Raw genomic sequence first — 22,817 nt, 5'->3', positions numbered from 1 at the left:
ATAGGTAATAGGATGTATCCACAGCCATGCGCGCATGGCGATGTGTCTAAAAATAGTCCTTCATCGCCGACCAGACGTGCCTGACAAGCGAAAATCCGCTCACCCTTGTGGTGCTGGTGAAGCGTGAACCGACCGAACGAATATCGACCGGGTCCTCCGCAGCATACAGCACCAGCCCCGCCAGCGTGGCGAATCCGGGCACGCCATGCGCTTCGGGAAGCCCGCGCAACTGCGGTGATTTTCCAATCCGCACCGGTGTGCCCAGCACGCTTTGCGCGTAATCGGCAAGGCCTGCCAGTTCCGCACCGCCGCCGGTCAGCACAACCTGCCTGGCAGCAGATTTACTGCCGGTGAAGCCCATTTTCTCCAGCGCGCGGCCAACATCGCTCATCAATCCGTCAAGCTCGGCCGTGATGACGGAGATCAGTTCCGCGCGCGGAATTCTGCCGCGATCATCGGCGCCGCGCGCCACATGGCCGGTGCCATCGTCGTCAGGACCGGTCACGCTAATCATCTCGCGGTGATCGGACGGGCTGGCAATGGCCGAGCCTGAAACGCACTTCAGCCGCTCTGCCTGGAACCGCCTGATGCCAAAGGCAGATGCAATCGCATCGGTGATGTCGGCAGACCCGCGTGAGATGGAATGCAGCCCCACCAGCATGCCGCCGGCGTAAACGGCGACATTGGTCACTTCTCCGCCAAATTCCACCAGCGCCACACCCAGGTCGCGCTCTTCCGGCGTGAGGCAGGCATAACCGGCAGCCAGCGGCGAGGCGACAATCCCCTCCACTTCCAGATGGGCATTCTGCACTGCTTCGGTGACATTGCGCATGGGCGCGCCGTCGGCCAGCATCACGTGGATATCCACGCCCAGCCGGTCTGCATGCAGCCCCTTGGGATTGGCCACGCCGTCTGCGCCATCAAGGAAATAGCACGCGGGCTGTGCGTGCAGCACCATGCGCCCGTCCGGCTCCAGCCCCTCTCGCGCGGAGACGAGCAGGTGCTCGATATCCTCTTCCTCGATCCGCCTGCCGCCAATCTCGATCTCCACCGGACTGATGGTGGAATACAGGCCCGCCCCTGAACAGCCGATCCAGACGCTGGTGACATTGACCCCGGCCAGCTTCTCCGCCCGTTCGATCGCATCGCGCACGGCATAGGTGGCCGCCGCCATATCGGTGACATAGCCGCGCTTTATGCCCTGCGCCGCGCGGTGGCCGCTGCCCAGTACGTGCAGCTCACCGTTCTCGGTCAGGCCCGCGATCATGGCGGAAATGCGGAAAGAGCCGATGTTCACGGCGCCGATGACCTGCGTGATCCGTGGCTGGCTGGCCATCAGCTGTCCTCCTGCAAATCGAGTTCGCGATCGGCCCGTCCCGGCACGCGCAGATACATGCGCGGCGGATTGCGCATGTCGAAACCGGCCACTTCGCCGCCAATCAGGCGGTGCAGTCCGTCTGCCCGGGCAAAGCTGATCAGGGCGGCTGCGGCGCGGTCCTCCCCTTCGGGCAGGGCCAGTTGCTGATCGGTGCGGAAAGTCAGGTTCCAGCGGCGATTGCCAACCCATTCCGCGCCCACAACCTGCGGACGCAGGGCAGGCGCTGTATCGAGCAGCCGGGTCAGCGCTTCCACCTGCGACTGCGCACCTTCACCGGCAATCACCAGCATGCCCTCCGCATCGGCGGGAGAGATCGGGTCCAGTTCCACGCCGGTGGGGTCGATCAGCATCAGCCGGTCTGCCCGGCGCAGCACCGCATGCGGCTCCCGCTCGACGATATCGATCACCAGCGCATCGGGCAGTTGGCGCGAGACACGCGCATCCTTGACCCAGTCGAGCGCTTCGATCCTGCCGCGCAATTCCTCCAGATCGACCAGAGGCATGGCCAGGTCCTCATTGCCGATGGCAAGCGCATAGACTTCCATCTCGTTGAGGCGATTGGTGCCCAGCACCTCCACATGGCGAACCTTGTAACCGGCATTGGCCGCGGTCCGCGCGAACCGCTGCGAGGCGATTTCGCTGACTCCCGTGACCCGCGCCACCACCACCACCAGCGCCAGCACGAAGGCGAATATCAGGACGATGAAGAAGCGGTGCCACTGCTCTTCGGTGAAGGGCAATGCCTGCATGATCCGGTCGAGCACCGACGTGGTCTTCGCCCGTGCCTTGCGCACCTGGCCCTGGCGTCCCTGCGCCTTGGCCTGACGGCGAACCCCGGTGGCGTTGCGGCGGATTGTCTGGGCCATCAGGAGGACGCTCCCCCCGGTGACAATTTGGCGAAATGGTCCAGCGCATCCTTGATGATGATTTCCACCAGTTCAGGATAGGCAATACCGCAATGCAAGGCCTGCTCGGGCACCAGGCTGAGCGGGGTCATGCCCGGCTGGGTGTTGGTTTCCAGCAGGAACAGCCCGTCTTCCCCGCGCTCGTCATCCCAGCGGAAGTCGGATCGGCTGACACCGCGGCATCCCAGCCTGCGATGCGCCTGCAACGCATATTCGAGGCACAATTTCTCGATTTCCGGCGGAATATGCGCGGGGCATACATGCTCTGTCATGCCATCGGTATATTTCGCGGTGAAATCGTAAAAGCCGCTCTTGGGCACCAGCTCGGTCACCATCAGGGCGCGGTCACCCAGCACCGCCGTGGTCAGCTCGCGCCCGCGAATATACGGTTCTGCCAGCAGCGTTTCGAACTTCTGCCACGGCCCTTCGGCATCGCGGCGGATGGGATTGCCGCAATTGCTCTCATCCGTGATGATCGCAACACCCACGGAAGATCCTTCGTTGAGCGGCTTGAGCACATAGGGCCGCGCGATCGGATCGCCGGCATACAGGTCTTCGCTGTGCACGATGCGCCCGCCCGGCATCGGAATGCCATGCGGCACCAGCGCCTGCTTGGTCAGTTCCTTGTCGATGGCGACAACCGAAGTGGCGAGGCCCGAGTGTGTATAGGGAATGCCCATCAGGTCCATCATGCCCTGCACCGTGCCATCTTCACCCGGCACGCCGTGCAGCGCATTGAACACCACATCGGGCGCGGCCTCACGCAATCTGGCGGCTATGTCGCGGTCCAGATCGATGCGGGTGACGCGGTGGCCCAGCCCTTCAAGAGCATTGGCCACGCCATTGCCCGACATCAGCGAAACCTCGCGCTCATTGGCCCAGCCGCCCATCAGGACGACGACATGCAGGTGCGGCAGAAGGCTCATGGTCTGCCCACCCGCTGAATTTCCCATTCCAGCGCCACGCCCGTCTTTTCAGAAACGCGGCGGCGAATTTCCTCTCCCAGCCCTTCGATATCGCTGCTGGTGGCATCGCCGGTGTTGATCAGGAAATTGGCGTGTTTCTCACTCACCTGTGCGCCGCCCATCTTCAGGCCACGGCAGCCGGCCTCGTCCACCAGTTGCCATGCCTTGCGCCCGCCTGCCGCAGCAGGGTCAGGGTTCTTGAAAGTCGAACCGCCGGTTTTGGAACGCAATGGTTGCGATGCCTCGCGTTCGGCGGCGATGCGGTCCATTTCCTTGCCGATAGCCACCGGATCGCCCGGATCGCCCTGGAAACGGGCTGCCACCACAATCGCCCCATCGGGCAGTTTGGAATGACGATAGCTGTAGCCAAGGTCCTGTGCCGGGATATTCACGCATTCGCCGCCCGGCATCACCACATCGCAATCGATCAATATATCCGCCACTTCGCGCCCGTAGGCTCCGCCGTTCATGCGCACGAAACCGCCCACCGTACCGGGTATTCCGCGCAGGAACTCCAGACCGGCAATGCCCGCATCGCGCGCGGTTGATGCAACCAGAATGCCCGGCGCACCGCCGCCGCATTCGATGATATTGTCCCGCCGCACTTCCACGCTGGCAAAGGGCTTGCCCAGCCGCACCACCACGCCCGGCACCCCGCCATCGCGGATGATCAGGTTCGATCCCAGACCCAGCGCCATGACCGGCGTGCCTTCGTCCAGCCCGGACAGGAAACGGGTAAGATCGTCCAGATCGGCAGGTTCGAACAGGTAATCCGCCGCACCGCCGCTCTTGAACCACACCAGCCTGTCCAGCGGGGCATCCTTGACCAGCTTGCCGCGCACGGGTGAGGTGACGACATCGGGCTGGCCCACGTCCTCATCCGATCCCGGCGCGTTGGCGCCCAGCAGTTCATCGCCCGTTTGCGTGCGCCAGTTCATGCCGCTTTTGACCTTGCTGCCTTGATGGATGCGGCAAGTCCCGCCGCCCATTTGGTGATATCGCCCGCGCCAAGGCACACGATGATGTCTCCTGTCTCGATTATTCCGGCGAGTTCGCTCGCCAGTTCCTCTGGCCCGGCGATCTCGCTGGCATTGCGATGGCCGCGCGCCTTGAGGCCAGCGACAAGGGCGGTGCTGTCCGCCCCGGCGATCGGCTGTTCGCCCGCAGCATAGACGGGCGCGGCAAAGACGATATCGGCATCGGCAAAGGCGCCCTGGAACTCTGCCAGCAGATCGCGCAGCCTGGTATAGCGATGCGGCTGGGCGACCGCGATCACCCGCCCCTTTGCCGCTTCGCGCGCAGCCGAGAGGACCGCGCGGATTTCAACCGGGTGATGGGCATAGTCGTCGATCACGCGAACACCGTCCACCTCGCCCACCAGCGTGAAGCGCCTGCGCACTCCGCCAAACCGGGCAAAGCCAGTGCGGATGGTGTCATCGTCGCAGCCCATTTCCACCGCCACGGCAATCGCCGCCAGCGCGTTCTGGACATTGTGACGCCCGGGCATGGGCAGCACGATATTGGCGATGCGCCGTTCATTCCCGTCGCGGTCGCGCTGCACGGCATCGAAACGGGTGGAGCCGCCTTCGCTGGCGATGTTTTCCGCCCGCACGTCTGCATGAGGGGAAAAGCCATAGGTGATGACGCGGCGATCACGCACGCGGGCAATCACGTTTTGCACTTCAGGGTGGTCCACGCACAGCACAGCCGCACCATAGAAGGGCACATTCTCGATAAATTGCAGGAAGGCTTCCTTCACCGCATCGAAAGTGCCGTAATGGTCGAGGTGCTCCGGATCGATATTGGTGACGACCGCAATCGTGCCGTCCAGCCGCAGGAAGGAGCCGTCGCTCTCATCCGCCTCCACCACCATCCAGTCACTGGCACCAAGCCTGGCGTTGGAACCGTAGCTTTCGATGATCCCGCCATTGATGACCGTGGGGTCGATCCCGCCCGCATCCAGCAGCGCCGCCACCATCGATGTGGTGGTGGTCTTGCCATGCGTGCCGGCAACGGCGACGGTGCGCTTCAGGCGCATCAGCTCTGCCAGCATCTCCGCCCGGCGCACCACAGGGATGCGCGATTCCAGTGCCGCGGCAACCTCCGGATTGTCGCGCTTGACTGCGGTGGAGGTGACGACGACCGCCGCATCGCCCAGATTTTCCGCCCGCTGGCCGATCATCACGGAAATGCCGCGCGCGCGCAGCCTTTCCACGCTGGCGCTTTCGGCAATGTCGGAGCCCTGCACGTGGTAGCCCAGATTGTGCATCACCTCGGCAATGCCGGACATGCCGATGCCGCCAATGCCCACGAAATGGATCGTGCCGATATCGGTGCCGATCGCCTTCACGAGTTGCTGTCCTTTGCTGCGCCCTGCGATGCGGTGGCATTCCTGGTGGAACCGCGCGCGGTCTTTGCGCCAACGCGGATCACGTCCTGAATGGGCGTGGCGCCGAAGCTTTCAACCAGATCGGCAAGTTTTTCCGCGGCATCGGGGCGACCGCAGTTCCACGCCGCATGGGCAGCCGTGGCAAGCGTTTCGGGATGCTGCGCCATCGCCTGTATCTGCTTGGAGATATCCTTGGCCATTTTCTGGAACAGGTCGGCCTGACGGTGGCGCATGGCATTGGCCTTGGTGCCGGATGCATCATCGGGATTGGGCACGGTCGCCATCGCCTGGCGAATGGACCGCGCGCCGCCAGCCTTGACCATTTCGCGGGCATTGGCGGTCTGATGATCGTCTGTGGCAATGGGCAGCGGGATCAGGATCGCCGGACGACCCACGGCAGTCAGTTCGGCAATGGTGGATGCCCCTGCACGGCCGATAAACAGATGCGTATCGGCAAGCCGGTTCTGCATATCCTCGAAATAGGTGCCAAGCTCCGCCGGTATCGCATATTCGGCATAGCGATCCCGCACCCGTTCCAGATCTTCCGGGCGGCATTGCTGGGTAATCTGCAGGCGGCTGCGCAGCGCGGGTTGCAACATGGACAGCGCATCGGGCACCACTTCGGACAAGATCCGCGCGCCCTGGCTGCCGCCCGTCACCAGCACGCGAAACAGGCCATCGGCGGTGAAGGCGGGAAATTCCTCATCGCGCAGCGCCAGCACTTCGGGCCGCACCGGATTGCCCACCAGATGGGTCTTGGGCGCATATTTGCCCTTCAGCCGCTGCACATCGGGATAGGCGGTGGCGATGGCGCTCACCCGTCCTGACAGCAGCCGGTTGACCCGGCCCAGAACGGCATTCTGCTCGTGAATAATGGTGGGAATTCCGGCTGAACTCGCCGCCAGCAGCGCGGGCAAGGCGGGATAGCCGCCAAAGCCGATCACCGCGCTGGGCTGAAATGTCTCATACAGGCGTTTTGCCATTCCGCGCCCTTGCAACACGGCGGAAATGCCCGTCGGCCAGCGCAGCGGGTTCTTGCCGAAACGCCCCGCCGGCAGGACATGGGCGGGCAGGAAATCGGGCTTTCCGGGAATTTCCGATCCGCGCTTGTCCGTGATCAGCGCCACGTGATGGCCGCGCTTCTCCAGCTCTGCCGCCAGCGCGAAGGCAGGTGTCAGATGTCCGCCGGTACCACCTGCGGCCAGAACATAATGACAGCTAACCGAACTCATGGCCTCGTCTCTTTCTCCAGCGAGCCGCGCAGATCGAATGCTTCGCGGCTGAGATATGGGTTGCGCCTGGTAATGGTCAGCAACATGCCAATTGTGAAGCACTGGGCGATGGTAGACGATCCGCCATAACTCACCAAAGGCAAGGTCATGCCCTTGGACGGGAAAAGTTGCAGGTTGACGAGAATATTGATGAAAGCCTGCCCGCCAAACAGGGCAATCAGCCCGCTGGCGGCCAGAATGTTGAACAGCCGGTCCTCATCCATCAGCCGCACCAGAACGCGCACCACGATGGCGAGATAGAGGGCGACGATCACCATGCACGCAAGCAGGCCGAATTCCTCGCCGATGACCGAGAAGATATAATCCGTATGCGCCTCTGGCAGGTTCATCTTCTGCCTGCCCAGCCCCAGCCCGGTTCCTGTCCAGCCGCCGCCCATCAGCGTGCGGCTGGCAAGATCCACCTGGTCAAAGGCACTGCCCCCGCCAAGGAAGGAATCGATGCGGTTACGGGCGTTTTCATAGAAACTGTAGGCCAGCACGAGTCCCGCAAGGCCAACACCGGCCAGAATGCCGATGCGCTGCAGGGGCAGGCCCGCCAGCATCACCAGCACAAACCAGCTGCCCACAAACAGGATCGCTTCGCCGAAATTGGGCTGCGCCATCAGCAGGAATACGATGGTGCCGACCAGCGCCGCCGAAATGCCGATGACGGGCAGGCTGGGATCGCGGATCTTCCACGACAAGATCCACGCCAGCGTCACCGCAAAGGCCGGTTTGAGGAATTCCGAGGGCTGGAAAACGATTCCCAGATTGAGCCAGCGCGTGGCGCCGTTCTTCTCCACCCCGATCAACGGCACCAGCAACAGCATCACCAGCATCGCTGCCGACAGCAGGATGGCTTCACGCCGTGCCATATCCTGCGGCAGCAGGGACGTACCCAGCATCACGCCAAGCGCAGCCACCTGCCAGATGATGTGCCGCATGAAGAAATACAGCGGGTCCAGCGTTTGATCTGCGGTCGAAAGCCTGTCTGCACTGGCAGGAGATGCGGCCAGCACGGCAATCGTCCCCAGCGTCATCAAGGCGAGCACCAGCATCAGCAGCACGCGGTCAATCTCCCGCCACCACACCTGCAACTGGCGCTTGCGATCACGCGGGAAGCGCGCGGTCTGAGGTGCAGGCTTGCCGGGCCGGGGAATATACGGGCGCGCCGTCGTCATGCTGCGGACCTCGCGGAAAATCCGGCTTTCGCAGGATCGCTGCCGGTAAGTCCGGCCACGATTTCGCGGAACGTATCGCCGCGCACTTCATAATCGCGGAACTGGTCAAAACTGGCGCAGGCAGGCGAGAGCAGGACAACGTCGCCCGGCTTGGCCGCATCCAGTGCCCGCGTGGTGGCTTCGCACAGCATCTCGCAATTGTGCACCGGCATGTACGGAGACAGCAATTGGGTGAACAGCACGCCCGCCTCGCCAATAGTGTAGGCGGCGACGACATTGCCGAAGAACGGTATGCATTCGTCCAGATTGTCCGCCTTGGGCAATCCGCCGCAAATCCAGTGAATGCGCGGTTCCGGTCCCGGAGCATAGGCGGCCAGCGCGGGCGCGGTGGACGCAGGATTGGTGGCCTTGCTGTCATTGATCACCAGCACGCCATCGAACGTGCCGAGCACTTCCATGCGGTGCGGCAGTCCGGCAAAGCTGGCCAGCCCTTCCAGCACCTGTGCGCGGGTCAGCCCCAGTTCCTCCACCAGCGCAGCGGCGATGGCGGCGTTCTGCAGATTATGTGGCCCCTGCAGGCTGGGCCAGTCACCCTGATGCTGTGCCAGCCCGGAGGCCGAAGCGCACACGGCGCGTCCGGCAGCGCGGCGGCCAGCTTCCACGGCCTGCACCGCGCGCGTTTCATCATCGTCGCAGCCGAACACGGCGAACTGGCCTTCATCCTGCATGGCCAGCAAGCGCGCCTTGGATGCGGCATAGGCGGCAAAGCCATCATACCTGTCCAGATGATCGGGCGTGATATTGATCAGCGCAGCAGCTTCGCAGGCCAGCGAACGGGTCAGGTCGATCTGGTAGCTGGAAAGCTCCAGCACATAGACACCGCCAACAGGCAGTGGATCACTGCCCAGCACGGGCAGGCCGATATTGCCGCCCATGCGCGCCGGAACACCGGCCTGATCGAGCAGGTGATGAACCAGCGCGGTAGTGGTGGATTTGCCATTGGTGCCGGTGATGCCCACCACCTTGTGGGCGGGCAATTCGCTGCGGGCCATGGCGAACAGCTCTATGTCGCCGATGATCGGCACGCCGGCCGCGCGCGCCTTTTCGGTCAGCGGATGGGTGTTGAGCGGGACACCGGGAGAGACCACGATGGCATCGAACTGTGCCAGTTCGATCTCCATCGGATCGGCAATGGTCGCGCGCCCTTCCAGCTTGCGGCGGGGCGTATCCTGCCGGTCCCATGCAGTAACCTGCGCTCCGCTGGCAAGCAGGCTCTCCGCCACCGCCATTCCCGATCGGGCAAGGCCGAGGACGGCAAATTTCTTTCCGGAAAAGGCGTTGGCCGTGATCACCTGAGCTTCAACGTTGCAAGACCGATAACGGCCAGAACGATCGAGATAATCCAGAAGCGGATCACCACAGTCGATTCCTTCCAGCCGAGCTGTTCGAAATGATGGTGGATCGGGGCCATGCGGAACACCCGCTTGCCCGTGCGCTTGAACCAGAACACCTGGATGATGACGCTGACAGCTTCAAGAACGAACAGGCCGCCAACGATGGCCAGCACGATCTCGTGATGACTGGCCACGGCAATCGCACCCAATGCGCCGCCCAGTGCCAGACTGCCGGTATCGCCCATGAACACCGCTGCCGGCGGGGCGTTGAACCACAGGAAGGCAAGGCCTGCCCCCATGATCGCTGCGCATAATATCGCCAGTTCGCCTGCTTGCGGAACGTGCGGAATGCCCAGATATTCGGAATAATCGACGCGGCCCACCAGATAGCAGATCAGCATGAAAGCGCCCGCCGCGATCACCACCGGCATGGTGGCAAGGCCGTCCAGCCCGTCTGTCAGATTGACCGCATTGCCCGCGCCCACAATCACCGTGGCGGCAAACACATAATACAGCCAGCCGAGCGGAATTGATCGGTCGGACAGGAAGGGCACATAGAGGTTGGTGTTGATTTCCCCGACAATCAGATAGGCGGCAATTCCGGCGACGATGAATTCCGCCAGCAGCCGCACACGGCCCGAAACGCCCTTGTGGCTGCGCTTGGTCACCTTGTCGAAATCATCGACAAAGCCGATCACGCCGAAACCGGCAGTCACTGCCAGGCAGGCCCATACGAACGGGTTGGACAGGTCCATCCACAGCAGCATCGAAAGGATCAGGGCGATCAGGATCATCAGCCCGCCCATGGTGGGCGTGCCGACCTTGGCCTGATGGCTGGCCGGGCCGTCGGCGCGGATCGGCTGTCCCTTGCCCTGGCGCACGCGCAGCATGGCGATGAATTTGGGACCGATCAGCAGACCAATGACCAGCGCTGTCATCATGGCCGCACCCGAACGGAAGGTCTGGTACCTGATCAGGTTTAGCAGGCCTTCGAAATCCAGTAATTGTGCAAGAAAATACAGCATTGTTCCGCTTGAATCAGCCTTCCCTGGCGCCAAAATGCGCCACCAGGCGCGACAGGCCCACCGAATTGGAACCCTTCACCAGCACGGCGTCTCCGCCGGCCATGCCGAATTCCTCCAGTGCAGCAATCGCCTCACCCGTATTTTCGCAATGGGCAAAGTGCAGGGGCTTGCCAAGCACATTGGCAAGGCCTTTCCCCAACTCACGTGCCAGCGCGGTCATCTCCTCGCCCACCAGCACGACGAAATCGACATCGGCTGCCAGCAGAGGCTCTGCCAGCTGGGCATGGAAACCCTCTGAAAAGTCTCCCAATTCCTTCATCGCGCCCAGCACCGCCACACGGCGCGTGGCCGGGGTCTGGCCCAATTGCGCCAGCGTAGCGCGCATCGATGCGGGATTGGCGTTGTAACTTTCATCGATCAGCAAGGCATGGCCGCCCGGAACAGGAATGCGCAAACGCGCCCCGCGGCCCTTCAGGCCGCCCATCTCCGCCAGAGCCAGCCCGGCGGACCCCATGTCTCCGCCCGCAGCATGGACGGCAGCCATCACGCACAGCGCGTTCGATATCCAGTGATCGCCCGGCTCGGCAACATTGAAGCACAGGCGATGGTCGCCAAAGGCTGCCGTGACCAGAGACCCGCCATGCGCCATGGGAATGGCATCGAGCAGGCGCATGTCTGCGTGCGGCGCCCGCCCGAAGGAAATCACCTTCGCGCCCTTGGCCAGCGCCGCATCTCGCAGCCGGTCGAAATGCGCGCTGTCTGCCGGGATCACCGCAGTGCCGCCCTTTTGCAGGCCTTCGAAGATTTCGGCCTTGGCATCGGCAATCGCCTCTTCACTGCCAAGGTTTTCGATATGGGCAGGCGCAATGGTGGTGATCACCGCCACATGCGGACGCACCTGCGCGGTGAGGCCGGAGATTTCGCCGGCATGGTTCATGCCCATCTCGAACACGCCGAACCTGCTGCGCGGGGGCATGCGGGAAAGGCTGAGCGGAACGCCCACGTGATTGTTGTATGACCTTATGGAACGGTGCGCCGCGCCCTTGCTGGAACGTTCGAGGGCTGCGAATATCGCTTCCTTTACGCCGGTCTTGCCAACCGATCCCGTCACCCCCAGAATTGTCGCAGAAGCGCGCTTTCGTGCGGCTTTGGCAAGAAGCTCAAGTGCGCTTGAGGTGTCTTTTACCAGCACATGCGGCTGATCGATCGGACGCTCCACCAATGCCGCAGCGGCGCCGCTGGCAAAGGCCTTGTCGATGAACTTGTGTCCGTCCATCGCCTCACCCTTGAGCGCCACGAACAGATCGCCGGACCGCACATCGCGCGAATCCATTTCCACGCCGGAGACCTGAAAGTCCCCGCTCGCCTTGCCGCCGGTTGCCCGGGCGATTTCCTGCGCACTCCACAACGCAAGGCGCAGGCGGTCGGCATCGGCCTGGGGCCAGCGCAATATCTGTGCAACGGCATTCATTGTCCGGCAGCTCCTGCCAATTGTGCGGCGCATTCGCGCGCAACGGTCACATCGTCGAAAGCCAGAACGCGCATATTGTCCCCTGTGCCCACAATCTGTCCCTGTTCGTGTCCCTTGCCGGCGATCAGCACGATATCGTCCGCACCTGCCGCAGCGATGGCCGCAGCGATGGCCTGACGCCGGTCGCCAATTTCCTGCGCCCCCGCTGCACCCTGCAGGATGGCCGCGCGGATCGCCGCCGGGTCCTCCCCGCGTGGATTGTCATCGGTGACGATGACCATGTCCGATCCGGCCACGGCAGCAGCGCCCATCGGCGCACGCTTGCCGGTATCGCGGTCTCCGCCAGCACCGAACACGGTGATCAGCCGGCCTGTAACATGTGGGCGCAAGGCTGCAATCGCGGCCTCCAGCGCGTCGGGCGTATGGGCATAATCGACATAGACCGGTGCGCCGCTCTGCGCGATTGCCGCGCGTTCCAGTCGCCCGCGCACTGGCTGCAACCGGCCCAGCGCATCCATCACCTGCGCCACGGGAGAGCCCGTGGCCAGTGCCAGACCGGCAGAAACCAGCGCATTGGCAACCTGATATGCGCCGATCAGCGGCAGGCGAACCTTGTAGCTGTTGTCTTCATAGACAATCTCAAGTTCCTGCCCCAGCTGGCTGGGCTTGCGGGTAATCAGCCGCAGCTGGTCACCCGCCTCACCCACAGTGAACAGTGACAGGCCGCGCGCGCTGGCGACCTCTATCGCCCGCGCTGACCATGCGTCATCCGCCCAGATCACGGCAGCGCCGCCATCGTCCACAATCTCGGAAAACAGCCGCATCTTGGCGGCGAAATAGTCCTCCATGTCGGCATGGTAATCGAGGTGGTCGCGGCTGAGATTGGTAAATGCCCCGGCGCGCACGGGCAGGCCTTCGTTGCGATATTGGGCAAGGCCGTGGCTCGATGCTTCATAGGCCACATGCGTCACGCCTTCGCGCGCCAGACCGGTCATGTTGGACAGGAAAGTCACGATGTCGGGCGTAGTCAGTCCGGTGGAGACGCTTTCATCGGGAGTGGTCACACCCAGCGTACCGATCGAGGCCGCGCGGCATCCGCACATGCGCCATATCTGCCGGGTCATTTCCACGGTGGAGGTTTTGCCATTGGTGCCGGTGACGGCAACGATGGTTTCGGGAACAGGGGTGAAGAAACGCGCGGCGATGCGGGCAAAGGCGCGGCGCGGCAGTGGATCGGCCAGATGTACGGCGCCAACCACTTGCGCCTCTGGCCGCGCGACAACGGCCACCGCGCCAGAGGCGACGGCAGCAGAGATATAATCTTCGCCGTTCACCTTAACGCCCTGGAACGCGCCGAATATATTGCCGGGAGCGACCTTGCGATGATCGATGGCAAAACCCGTGACACGGCTTTCACCCGCCGCCCCTGCATCCTGACCGATGGCTGCGGCAAGCTGTGCAAGCTTCATCAGTGCGCCTCGCCCGCGACCAGCGGTTGCAGATCTGTCAGGTCGATGTCGCGGCTGTCATCGGGCAACACGCCCAGTTGCGGGCCGATGCGCGGGATCAGATTGCCCACGATCGGGGCAGCATTCCAGGCGGCGGTGCGCTGGTATGAACTGGCGACCGTGCCCTGCGGCTCATCCAGCATGGCGATCACCACATAGCGCGGGCGGTCCATCGGGAAGGCGGCGGCAAAGGTGGAAACCAGCGTGGAGCGGGCATAGCTGCCGTTCTTGGGCTTTTCGGCGGAGCCGGTCTTGCCCCCCACGCGGAAGCCGGGCGCATTGGCGTTTCGACCCGTGCCATAGACCGCGATCATGCGCAGCAGCTGGTTCATCCGCGCGCTGGTGCTGGCCTTGAACACGCGGCGGCCGCGCGCGGCATTGCCCGGTTCAACCCGGCGCAACGTGGCCGGGCGCCAGATACCGCCGTTGACCATGGCGGAATAGGCACTGGCCAGATGCAGCGGGCTGACCGCCAGGCCATGCCCGAAGCCAACCGTCATGCCGGTAAGGCGCGACCAGTCGCCTGAGGGCCACAGCGGCATGCCGCGTCCTGACAATTCGATATAGGGCCGCTCATTCATGCCCAGGTCCATCATGTACTGGCGCAGCTTGTCCGGCCCCAGATTATCGGCGATTTGCGCGGTCACGATATTGGATGAATGGATCAGCGACTGCGGCGCGTTAAGATAGGTGCCAATAACGTGACTGTCGCGAATGCGCATGCCGCTCATCTCGATCGGCCGGTCGGCGCGATAGGTGCGGGAAAGGTCGGTGATGCTGCCCGCATCGATTGCCGCAGCCACGGTCAGTGGCTTGAAGATCGAACCCAGTTCATACACCTGGTTGGTCACGCGGTTGAACACTGCGGGCATCTGACCGTTGGCCACCATCTGTTCGGTGCGCACCAGATCGGCCTGGGTAACCTGGTTGGGATCGAAATCGGGCAGAGAGGCCAGGGCCAGCACTTCGCCAGTATCCACATCCAGCACAATTCCGGCTGCGCCCACCGCATTCACCGCCAGCATTCCGCGGCGCAGTTCGTCTTCCAGCGCGCCTTGCACGCGCACATCGATAGACAGCGCCGAAGGCACACTGCGCTGCGCATGGTCGATCAGATAATCATCCAGCACAGCCTCCATGCCCAATGCGCCGTGGCCATCCTTCACATAGCCCAGCACGTGCGCGGCCAGAGAGCCTTGCGGATAATGACGATCATTCTCACGCGGCAGTTCCAGCGCGAGTTCACCGATTTCCATCACCTTGTTGGCATCTTCGGGCAATACCCTGCGGCGCAGATAGGTCTTGCGTCCGGCCCGCAGTTTCTGCGCGACATCGACCGGGTCCAGATCGGGGAAGATCGCATGCAGGCGGCGCGCGACATCATCGGCCGAATGGACCAGCGGCGGGCCGCCATCATCCATCGCTGCGGGATTATACCACAAGGCATAGGCGGGAAATGCGCGCGCCAGCGGCACGCCGTTGCGATCGGTGATCTCCCCGCGCGGGGGCAGCAATGCCTCTGCCATGCTTTGCTGGGTCGGGGCCGGCTGGACAACGCCGAGATAGGCAATGCGCATCAGCGCCGTCACCGCGATCAGCAGAAACGCCAGCAGCACCAGCAACGCGCGCAGCCGCGCAACCAGCAGCGAGCGGCGGCGATAATCGACAAGGCGGATGCGCCCGGTGCCCAGCGGGCTTGGGGCGGCATAGGCGTTCACTGCCCGGTATCTCCCAGGGCAATTCTCACTACCGGAGCCGATGCGCTGGCACTGGCATTGGCATTAAGCGGAATTCTCAGCGTCTGCTGGGCGATGCGGGCGACCAGCGGCGTTGTGTGCGGTGCGCCGCCGCCGCCAGTTTCCACCAGCGCGACATCCACCGGACGGCCGGTCAATGGAGAAACCAGCCGCGGGAACGGCTTCACCTCGTCCTGCGCGGTCTGCCCGGCAAGGCGGATCGGTGCCGGTGCACCGGCAGCGCGCGGGCTGGCAAAGCGCGACAGCTCACGCTCATTATCGATAAACTGGTCGGCCTTGGGCGCGCTATAGCCAAAATCCACCCGGTTCCACGCGGCCAGCTGGATCTGCCGCGAGCGGGTGAGAAATTCGGTTTCGAGCAGCATGTTCTGCTCTTCCAGAGAGACGATCTGGCGCTCTGCCTTGGTCACTTCGCTGGAAAGCGACCAGACCTGAAAATGCAATACGCCATACAGTGCGGTGCAAATGCCAAGGGCTGCGAACCAGCCAATGCGGCGGAAGCGGGCTTGCGGTGTCATGCGGCCTGTTCCCTTGCTGATTGTGATGGGGCGGCGGTGCGACGGGCAGCGCGCAAAGTGGCCGAGCGCGCGCGCGGATTGCGATCAATCTCCGCCTGAGACGGGCGAATGGCCTTGGTCAGATCGGTAAAGCGCGCCGGGGCAGATGCGCCCAGTTCGGGCAAGTGACGGGACTTGCCCGCTGCGGCATTGGCGGCATCGCGCAGGAAGCGCTTGACCATGCGATCTTCCAGGCTGTGGAAGCTGACGACAGCCAGCCGCCCGCCTTCACCCAGCAGCTGCTCTGCCGCGGCAAGGCCCTGTGCCAGCTCATCAAGTTCGCCGTTCACGTGGATGCGGATGGCCTGGAAACTGCGCGTTGCAGGGTCCTTCGGCGCGCCGGCCCGGTATCCCAGCGCCTTGCGGATCACCTGCGCCAGTTCCCCGGTGGTGGTCAGCGGGCGCGCCGCAACAATCGCGCGGGCCACGCGGCGGGACTGACGTTCCTCGCCATATTGATAGAGCACGTCCGCAATCTCGCCCTCATCCGCCTCATTGACGAAATCGGCAGCGTTGGGGCGTTCGCGGTCCATCCGCATGTCGAGCGGGCCGTTGCTGGAAAAGGCGAAGCCACGCTCCGGCTGATCGAGCTGCATGGAGGAAACGCCGATATCCATGGCAATGCCGTCAACCTGCGCAATGCCGACTTCGGCCATCGCCTCCACCATCTCGGAAAAGCGGCGCGGATGGAGGACCAGGCGCGGTGGCTGCTCCTTCGTCTCGGCCCAGCCGTGACCCGCCTCAATGGCATCGGGATCGCGGTCGAAGGCATGCACCGTGGCACCGGCATCCAGAAAGGCGCGCGTATAGCCGCCTGCACCGAATGTGGCATCGATCACCACATCGCCCGGCGCGATGGCAAGCGCGGCCAGAACTTCGTCCAGCAGGACGGGCACATGGGGGGCGCCGGAGGAGGACTGGCCGGAAGGATTGGCGGCGGTCACTTGCCCCTCCCCTTGGCCGCAGCCTCGGCCATTTCCTGCTCGCAATAGATCTTGAAGAAGTCGAAATCGTCGCCCAGCCCCATCAATATGTCGGGGTTCCAGATGGTGATCACATCGCCGACACCGTGGAAATAGAGCTTGTCCTCGATCTTGCCGAGCTTGACCGATGAGGGATTGAGCACGAAGCGGCCGCTGGCATCGAAGCTGTGACGCTTGAAGCTCCACAACCTGCCAGAGCGGATGGCGCGGTCGAACTTGTCACCGTTCTGCCGGGCCTCTTCCTGCTGCTGGGCGAGAATTTCATCGAAGCGGGCGATACGGTCAGAGCCAAAGCCCACCAGGCACGGCCAGCTGTCATGCTTGCCCACGCACAGTACGCGCTCGTCGCTGGCTTCGGCGATGGGATTGCGCATTTCCGGCGGCAGCACGAAGCGATCCTTCTCGCCGCGAAGCGAAAAGCCCTGACCGCTAAATCCTGCAACTGCCTGCGTCACTTCCCCCAGCCCCACACATTCGGGATCCAATTCAATGGGCAAGCCGCCAGCGTTCGCGCCGTGCAGGTGCACAGCCCGTCCACCCCGAAAAACGGGATGCAACGCAAACGGCTTGTCCGATGGAGAGTTTATGTAACGCGGAGAAAGGCGGGTGGGAAGGGGAAAATACGGGAAATGTGGGGAAACTGCCACAAAACCCTGTATTTATGTCATTTTATGGAGACCCACGAGCCAAAGGCAATATTGAAGACGGGGTTGAATCCCCTGAAATTCCATCAATTTCCGCTATTTTGGCCACCGACTCCGCCAGCTGGCCCGTATTTTCCCCATTCTGGGCAAAAATGCGCTCCAGAATGATTCTCAGGCCCGCGCGGGCGTGCATGTGCGGCCCGGCAAAATCCAGAATCGCCGCATCCGCCACGATCAGCGCATGCCCGGCGCCGACCCGGCACAGCGCGGCGAGCCCGCTCCAGTCATGGCCGTGGCAATCCACTTCAGGCAGGTGGCGCAGGCGGCCGGGCAGGTTGACCGGGATCGGCTGGCCGGAGAAATCCGCCCATGTCATTCCAGCCTGCTGGCTTTCGTCAAATTCCAGCTCCAGCCCCCAGCGTTGCAGAATGGGGGACAGCAGCGCCACGTCCTGCGGCCGGCGCCGGTCCCCCAGGGCAAAGCGCGATTCTCCGGTCATCATCGGATCGGCAAACAGCAGCACGCTGCCGCCTGCCCGCACCCAGTCATCCAGCGCAACATTCTCTTCCGGAGAAAGCGCGCGCGGCTGGGCCAGCAACAGGTAGCGAAACGGTGCAAGGGCCTCCGCGCTGAGGTAGTCCAGCGGCTCGATCCGGTAGGTATCCTCGATCTGCGCGCGCGCCCAATGGACCTGCCCGCTGCTGTCGAGCAATTCGCCCAGCCCGTCTGCCTCTCCCCAATAGATCGGGATGGTGCCCATCAGCGCCAGCGATGGCCGGTCTACATCCTGCTCCTGAGCCAGAACAGGCGCTGCAACTGCCAGCACCAGACCTGCGAGGATCAGCCTAATTCTGTTGTGGAGACGGCGGAACATCGCCTGTTCCCGTTGGCGATGCGCCAGCTGCCTGCCCGCCTGCCGCACCCTGATCCGCCGGAAGTTCCGGCACCACGCCGGCATCGGCCAGCGGATCGCGCGGAGGAGGCGGCACATCCTGTGTCACCGCCGTGGGCAGTGCGTCAGGAACGGCGGTGGCCTGGTTCTGCTGCGCGCTGGACATGATGATATTGGCCAGCCCGACCAGCAGCACCATCGCGCCAAGGCCGAACAGGCCGACCTGCAAGCGCTGCATGCGCTCCTTGCGCGTGCCCGCCAGCGGGGCCAGCGGCAATTCAGCCACAAGACTTTCGCTCTTGATGATATCTCTTGGATCGAGTGCCATGATGCCACTCTAACGCTTCAAGATTAACGCAGCCAGTCGAAAACCGGCAGGTCCCTGGATCGCAGCCATTCGGCATTGTACAGGCTGGACAGATAGCGGAAGCCGGTGTCGCACAGGATCGTGGCGACGCGGCTACGCGGCCCCAGCTGCTTGCCCAGCGCAACCGCGCCCGCCACATTGATGCCCGACGACAGGCCCAGGCACAGGCCTTCATCGCGCAGCAGGCGGGCGACCCATTCAAGGCCTTCCTCGTCCGAAATGCGGAACTGCGTATCGATCGGTGCGCCTTCCAGATTGGCGGTGATGCGGCCCTGCCCGATACCTTCGGCAACAGAGGACCCTTCGGCCTTCAGCTCGCCATTGGCGTAGTAATTATACAGCGCGGCGCCGAATGGATCGGTCAGCGCGATCTGCACGTTCTCGTCAAAGGCCTTCAGCCCCATGCCCACGCCCGCCAGAGTGCCGCCAGTGCCCACGGCGCAGGTGAAGCCGTCAATCCGGCCTTCCAGCTGCTCCCAGATTTCCGGAGCGGTGCTTTCGATATGCGCGCGGCGGTTGGCGACATTGTCGAACTGGTTGGCCCAGATCGCGCCATCGGTCTCCTCGGCAATGCGGCGCGAGGTGTGGACGAAGTGATTGGGGTCGGAAAACTTGGTTGGCGGAACCAGCACCAGCTCGGCGCCCAGCGCCCGCAGCGTATCCATCTTTTCCTTGGACTGGTTGTCCGGCATCACGATCACGGTCTTATAGCCAAGCGCATTGGCCACCAGCGCAATGCCGATACCGGTGTTGCCCGCTGTGCCTTCCACCACCGTGCCGCCGGGCAGCAGTTCCCCGCGCGCCTGGGCATCGCGGATGATCCACAGCGCCGCGCGATCCTTCACGCTGGCACCGGGATTGGCAAATTCACACTTGCCCCAGATCTCGCACCCGGCAGCCTCACTTGGTCCCTTGAGCAGGACAAGCGGAGTGTTGCCAATCAGGTCGAGGCTGTCAGTGCAGGGCGCAGGGCTGGTCATGACTATGAGCTAGGAGGTCAAAGCCCGTGACGCAATACAGCTGCGCTTGGGGCCTTGTTATCCGATCTTGCCGATCAGTCTTCCTTGGCGATGCGGACCTTCAGCCCGTCCAGATCATCGGTGAAGGGAATCTGGCATGACAGGCGAGAGAATTCATCGCGGTCATCGCTGGAATCGAGCAGGTCGTCCTCATCGGTGCTGAGCGCGGGCAGCTTGTCCTTGAAGGCGGGATCGACATGCACGTGGCAGGTCGCGCACGAACAGCAGCCGCCGCACAGCGCCAGCAATTCATCAAAGCCATTGTCACGAATGGCTTCCATCACGGTCAGGCCCGAAGCGGCTTCCACGGTTGATTCTTCACCTGCGCGATTGACGACGATCAGCTTTGGCATTGCGATAAAATTCCCTATTCCGGTGTCGCGCGGCTGCTAGGCAATCGCGGCAAATATGGCAAGTGGAGCGGATATGGGACTGAGCGCCGCGCAAATCAAAGACAGTCTGGATTATGTGGCGGCAACCCAGCCCGCCATCGCCCGCGCTCTGGCGCTGGCCGGATATCCCGAGCCGCGCATCAGGCCGCGCGGTTACAAGACCCTGCTACGCACCATCGTGGGCCAGCAGGTGTCCGTGGCAGCGGCCAGCAGCGTGTGGCGCAAGCTGGAGGCGGAACTGGGCGAGGAGATCGACCCGGCCCAATTGCTGGCACGCGATTTCGATACGCTGCGTGCATGCGGCCTGTCGCGCCAGAAGCAGGGCTATGCCCGTTCACTGTGCGAACTGGTGGCAGGCGAAGCGCTGGACCTGCACAATCTGCCCGGTGATGACGAGGCGGCAATTGCCGAGCTGACGCGGATCAAGGGGATCGGGCGCTGGTCGGCGGAAATCTATCTGCTGTTTGCCGAAGGGCGGCCCGATATCTGGCCTGCGGGAGACCTGGCGGTGATGGCCGGCATCGGCAAGATCTTGGGGCTGGAGCAGCGCCCGGACGAAAAGGCCACCCGCGCCCTGGCCGAAGACTGGCGGCCGCACCGCGGCGCCGTCGCCATTTTCACCTGGCATTGTTACGATAATCCGGCGCTTTGAGCGCCCGTCCGGCTCAACCGGCCCTTTCAATAGGGCGGCACGCTCCCTAACTGGTGGCGGGACCGAAAACCGGGAGAACATATGTCCAGTGCCACCACCGCCGCCGCCCGCGTGAAAGACATCGCGCTGATCAGCCGGGACGACCTGTTCGGCAATCCGGTCCGCTCTGGCGGCAAGATCAGTCCTGATGGCCAATGGCTCAGCTGGATGGCGCCGTGGGAAGACGTGATGAACGTGTGGCTGGCCCCCACATCCGATCCCGACAATGCCCGCCGCATGACCAGCGCCAAGGATCGCCCGATCCCGCAATATTTCTGGTCACCGGACAGCACCGCCCTGCTCTATGTCCGCGACAAGGAGGGGGATGAGAATTACCTGCTGTACAAGGTCGACGTGGCCAGCGGCGAAGACAGCTGCCTGACCCCGTTCGAAAATACCCGCATCCAGGTTGTCGGCGCGTCCGATACGATCAAGGACAAGATCCTGATTGGCCTGAACAACCGCGATCCGCGTTTCCACGATGTCCACCTGCTGAACGTGACCACTGGCGAGATGACGCTGGTACATGAAAACACCGAAGGCTGGGCCGGGTTCGAGGCGGATGACAGCCTGACCCTGCGCTGGGCCGTGCGGCAGAATGCCAGCGGCGGCACGGACATGCATGAGATTACAGACGGCGTGGTTGCCGAAACCCCGCGCGAGGTGATCGCCATGGACGATGCGCTGACCACCACCACGGCGGGCTACACCACCGATGGCAGCGTGCTCTACTGGATCGACAGCCGCGGCCGCAACACCGCCGCCCTGTTTGCCGAGGACACCGCCACGGGCGAGCGCACCTTGCTGGCAGAGCATGACAAGGCCGATCTTGGCGGCACCCTGCGCGATACCAAAACCGGCGTTGTGCAGGCCTATTCGGCCACTTACCTGCGCACCGAATGGACTTGCTTCGACAAGGGCATAGAAGCCTCGCTCGATTGGCTGCGGGAGCGGCTGAAGGGTGATTTCGGCGTCCAGTCGCGCACCGATGACGATCGCAAATGGCTGGTGTGGAACGATCCGCTGACCGGTCCGATCACGTCCTACCTGTATGACCGTGACGCCGATACGCTGACCACATTCTATGTCACCAAGCCTTCTCTGGAAGGTCAGCCCTTGCAGGCCATGCACCCGCGCGAAATCCCGGCGCGCGACGGCCTGACCCTGCCCTGCTACCTCACTCTGCCGCCAGCGGTGGACGTTGATGGCGACGGCATTCCGGACGCCCCCGTGCCACTGGTGCTGCTGGTCCACGGCGGGCCGTGGGCGCGCGACGGATACGGCTTCAACCGCACGCACCAATGGCTCGCCAATCGCGGCTACGGCGTGCTCAGCGTCAATTATCGCGGCTCCACCGGTTTTGGTAAGGACTTCGTCAATGCCGCCAATCTGCAATGGTCCAAGGCCATGCATGATGACCTGATCGATGCCGTCAACTGGGCTGTTGAGCAGGGCATTGCCGAGCAGGACAAGGTTGCCATCATGGGCGGATCATACGGCGGCTATGCCACGCTGGTGGGGCTGACCTACACGCCAGACGTGTTCGCCTGCGGGGTCGATATCGTCGGCCCGTCCAACCTCGAGACGCTGCTGGAAACCATCCCCCCTTACTGGGAACCGATGGTGAAGCAGTTCCATGAGCGCATGGGCAACCCGGAAACCGAGGAAGGCAAGCAGCTGCTGAAGGACTGCAGCCCGCTCTATCTGGCGGACAAGATCGTCAAACCGCTGCTGATCGGCCAGGGCGCCAATGATCCGCGCGTCAAGCAATCGGAGAGCGACCAGATCGTGACCGCCATGGAAAAGCACGGCATCCCCGTCACCTATGTGCTGTTCCCCGATGAAGGCCACGGCTTCCACCGCCCGGAAAACAACATCGCCTTCAACGCCATTGTCGAGGGATTCCTGGCAGGCTGCCTTGGCGGCAGGGCGGAGCCTGTGGGCGATACGCTGGCCAAATCCAACGCCCAGATTCCCACCGGCGCGGAGTTCGTGCAGGGCCTGGGCTGAGGCGCAGGTTTGGCAGCA

At 63.4% G+C, this 22,817-nt stretch carries 21 protein-coding genes; 2 read left to right on the top strand and 19 right to left on the bottom strand.

Features of this window, described 5'->3' with window-relative positions:
• Nucleotides 1-46 precede the first annotated feature (46 nt).
• The 19 genes from ftsA to GRI32_RS09340 form a co-directional block, all read right to left on the bottom strand.
• Nucleotides 47-1,336: a cell division protein FtsA gene (ftsA, locus tag GRI32_RS09430; protein ID WP_160591582.1), complete on the bottom strand. Its 1,290-nt coding sequence runs from the start codon at nucleotides 1,334-1,336 to the stop codon at nucleotides 47-49.
• Entirely contained in the window at nucleotides 1,336-2,244 is a 909-nt protein-coding gene (locus tag GRI32_RS09425; protein ID WP_160591580.1) for a cell division protein FtsQ/DivIB, read from the bottom strand. The genes ftsA and GRI32_RS09425 overlap by 1 nt, the downstream gene beginning before the upstream one ends.
• Complete coding sequence (locus GRI32_RS09420; RefSeq protein ID WP_160591578.1) at nucleotides 2,244-3,209, bottom strand: D-alanine--D-alanine ligase; 966 nt, start codon at nucleotides 3,207-3,209, stop codon at nucleotides 2,244-2,246. Before GRI32_RS09420 ends, GRI32_RS09425 begins: the two co-directional genes overlap by 1 nt.
• Nucleotides 3,206-4,186, bottom strand: coding sequence for a UDP-N-acetylmuramate dehydrogenase (murB, locus tag GRI32_RS09415; RefSeq protein ID WP_160591576.1), 981 nt, complete (start codon nucleotides 4,184-4,186; stop codon nucleotides 3,206-3,208). Before murB ends, GRI32_RS09420 begins: the two co-directional genes overlap by 4 nt.
• Nucleotides 4,183-5,598, bottom strand: coding sequence for a UDP-N-acetylmuramate--L-alanine ligase (gene murC / locus GRI32_RS09410; protein WP_160591574.1), 1,416 nt, complete (start codon nucleotides 5,596-5,598; stop codon nucleotides 4,183-4,185). The genes murB and murC overlap by 4 nt, the downstream gene beginning before the upstream one ends.
• Nucleotides 5,595-6,869, bottom strand: a complete 1,275-nt coding sequence (gene murG / locus GRI32_RS09405; RefSeq protein ID WP_160591572.1) for an undecaprenyldiphospho-muramoylpentapeptide beta-N-acetylglucosaminyltransferase — start codon at nucleotides 6,867-6,869, stop codon at nucleotides 5,595-5,597. Before murG ends, murC begins: the two co-directional genes overlap by 4 nt.
• Nucleotides 6,866-8,089 carry a peptidoglycan glycosyltransferase FtsW gene (locus GRI32_RS09400; RefSeq protein WP_160591570.1) on the bottom strand — a complete coding sequence of 408 codons (1,224 nt, stop codon included), beginning with the start codon at nucleotides 8,087-8,089 and terminating at the stop codon, nucleotides 6,866-6,868. Before GRI32_RS09400 ends, murG begins: the two co-directional genes overlap by 4 nt.
• Entirely contained in the window at nucleotides 8,086-9,441 is a 1,356-nt protein-coding gene (murD, locus tag GRI32_RS09395; protein ID WP_160591568.1) for a UDP-N-acetylmuramoyl-L-alanine--D-glutamate ligase, read from the bottom strand. Before murD ends, GRI32_RS09400 begins: the two co-directional genes overlap by 4 nt.
• The gene (gene mraY, locus GRI32_RS09390; protein ID WP_160591566.1) at nucleotides 9,438-10,508 is read right to left on the bottom strand and encodes a phospho-N-acetylmuramoyl-pentapeptide-transferase; all 1,071 of its coding nucleotides are present in this window, start codon (nucleotides 10,506-10,508) and stop codon (nucleotides 9,438-9,440) included. The genes murD and mraY overlap by 4 nt, the downstream gene beginning before the upstream one ends.
• Nucleotides 10,509-10,521: 13 nt before the next feature.
• Nucleotides 10,522-11,979, bottom strand: a complete 1,458-nt coding sequence (locus GRI32_RS09385; RefSeq protein WP_160591564.1) for a UDP-N-acetylmuramoyl-tripeptide--D-alanyl-D-alanine ligase — start codon at nucleotides 11,977-11,979, stop codon at nucleotides 10,522-10,524.
• On the bottom strand, nucleotides 11,976-13,448 hold the full coding sequence (locus tag GRI32_RS09380) for a UDP-N-acetylmuramoyl-L-alanyl-D-glutamate--2,6-diaminopimelate ligase (protein ID WP_160591562.1): 1,473 nt from the start codon (nucleotides 13,446-13,448) through the stop codon (nucleotides 11,976-11,978). Before GRI32_RS09380 ends, GRI32_RS09385 begins: the two co-directional genes overlap by 4 nt.
• A complete protein-coding gene (locus GRI32_RS09375) occupies nucleotides 13,448-15,205 on the bottom strand; it encodes a penicillin-binding transpeptidase domain-containing protein (protein WP_160591560.1) in 1,758 nt (585 codons plus the stop codon). Before GRI32_RS09375 ends, GRI32_RS09380 begins: the two co-directional genes overlap by 1 nt.
• Complete coding sequence (locus GRI32_RS09370) at nucleotides 15,202-15,762, bottom strand: hypothetical protein (RefSeq protein ID WP_160591558.1); 561 nt, start codon at nucleotides 15,760-15,762, stop codon at nucleotides 15,202-15,204. Before GRI32_RS09370 ends, GRI32_RS09375 begins: the two co-directional genes overlap by 4 nt.
• Nucleotides 15,759-16,745 (bottom strand): 16S rRNA (cytosine(1402)-N(4))-methyltransferase RsmH, encoded by a 987-nt coding sequence (gene rsmH / locus GRI32_RS09365; RefSeq protein ID WP_160591556.1) that lies wholly within the window; start codon nucleotides 16,743-16,745, stop codon nucleotides 15,759-15,761. Before rsmH ends, GRI32_RS09370 begins: the two co-directional genes overlap by 4 nt.
• On the bottom strand, nucleotides 16,742-17,281 hold the full coding sequence (locus tag GRI32_RS09360) for a division/cell wall cluster transcriptional repressor MraZ (RefSeq protein WP_237437490.1): 540 nt from the start codon (nucleotides 17,279-17,281) through the stop codon (nucleotides 16,742-16,744). The genes rsmH and GRI32_RS09360 overlap by 4 nt, the downstream gene beginning before the upstream one ends.
• A 172-nt stretch (nucleotides 17,282-17,453) precedes the next feature.
• A complete protein-coding gene (locus GRI32_RS09355; RefSeq protein ID WP_160591553.1) occupies nucleotides 17,454-18,302 on the bottom strand; it encodes a Gldg family protein in 849 nt (282 codons plus the stop codon).
• Nucleotides 18,274-18,648: a hypothetical protein gene (locus GRI32_RS09350; protein ID WP_160591551.1), complete on the bottom strand. Its 375-nt coding sequence runs from the start codon at nucleotides 18,646-18,648 to the stop codon at nucleotides 18,274-18,276. The genes GRI32_RS09355 and GRI32_RS09350 overlap by 29 nt, the downstream gene beginning before the upstream one ends.
• Nucleotides 18,649-18,671: 23 nt before the next feature.
• Nucleotides 18,672-19,667 carry a cysteine synthase A gene (locus tag GRI32_RS09345; RefSeq protein ID WP_160591549.1) on the bottom strand — a complete coding sequence of 332 codons (996 nt, stop codon included), beginning with the start codon at nucleotides 19,665-19,667 and terminating at the stop codon, nucleotides 18,672-18,674.
• Between the two features lie 74 nt (nucleotides 19,668-19,741).
• Complete coding sequence (locus GRI32_RS09340) at nucleotides 19,742-20,059, bottom strand: 2Fe-2S iron-sulfur cluster-binding protein (RefSeq protein ID WP_160591547.1); 318 nt, start codon at nucleotides 20,057-20,059, stop codon at nucleotides 19,742-19,744.
• A 73-nt stretch (nucleotides 20,060-20,132) separates the two neighbouring features.
• Between GRI32_RS09340 and GRI32_RS09335 the strand changes: the two genes are divergently transcribed.
• Together GRI32_RS09335 and GRI32_RS09330 are read left to right on the top strand one after the other, a co-directional pair.
• A complete protein-coding gene (locus GRI32_RS09335) occupies nucleotides 20,133-20,750 on the top strand; it encodes a DNA-3-methyladenine glycosylase family protein (protein WP_160591545.1) in 618 nt (205 codons plus the stop codon).
• A gap of 81 nt (nucleotides 20,751-20,831) precedes the next feature.
• Entirely contained in the window at nucleotides 20,832-22,799 is a 1,968-nt protein-coding gene (locus tag GRI32_RS09330; RefSeq protein ID WP_160591543.1) for a S9 family peptidase, read from the top strand.
• Nucleotides 22,800-22,817: the final 18 nt, after the last annotated feature.

Origin of the sequence: Alteraurantiacibacter aestuarii, from assembly GCF_009827405.1 — a bacterium.
Taxonomy (GTDB): domain Bacteria; phylum Pseudomonadota; class Alphaproteobacteria; order Sphingomonadales; family Sphingomonadaceae; genus Alteraurantiacibacter; species Alteraurantiacibacter aestuarii.
Note: the sequence above shows the minus strand (reverse complement) of the source record. Positions and strands in the feature narration are given on the sequence as shown.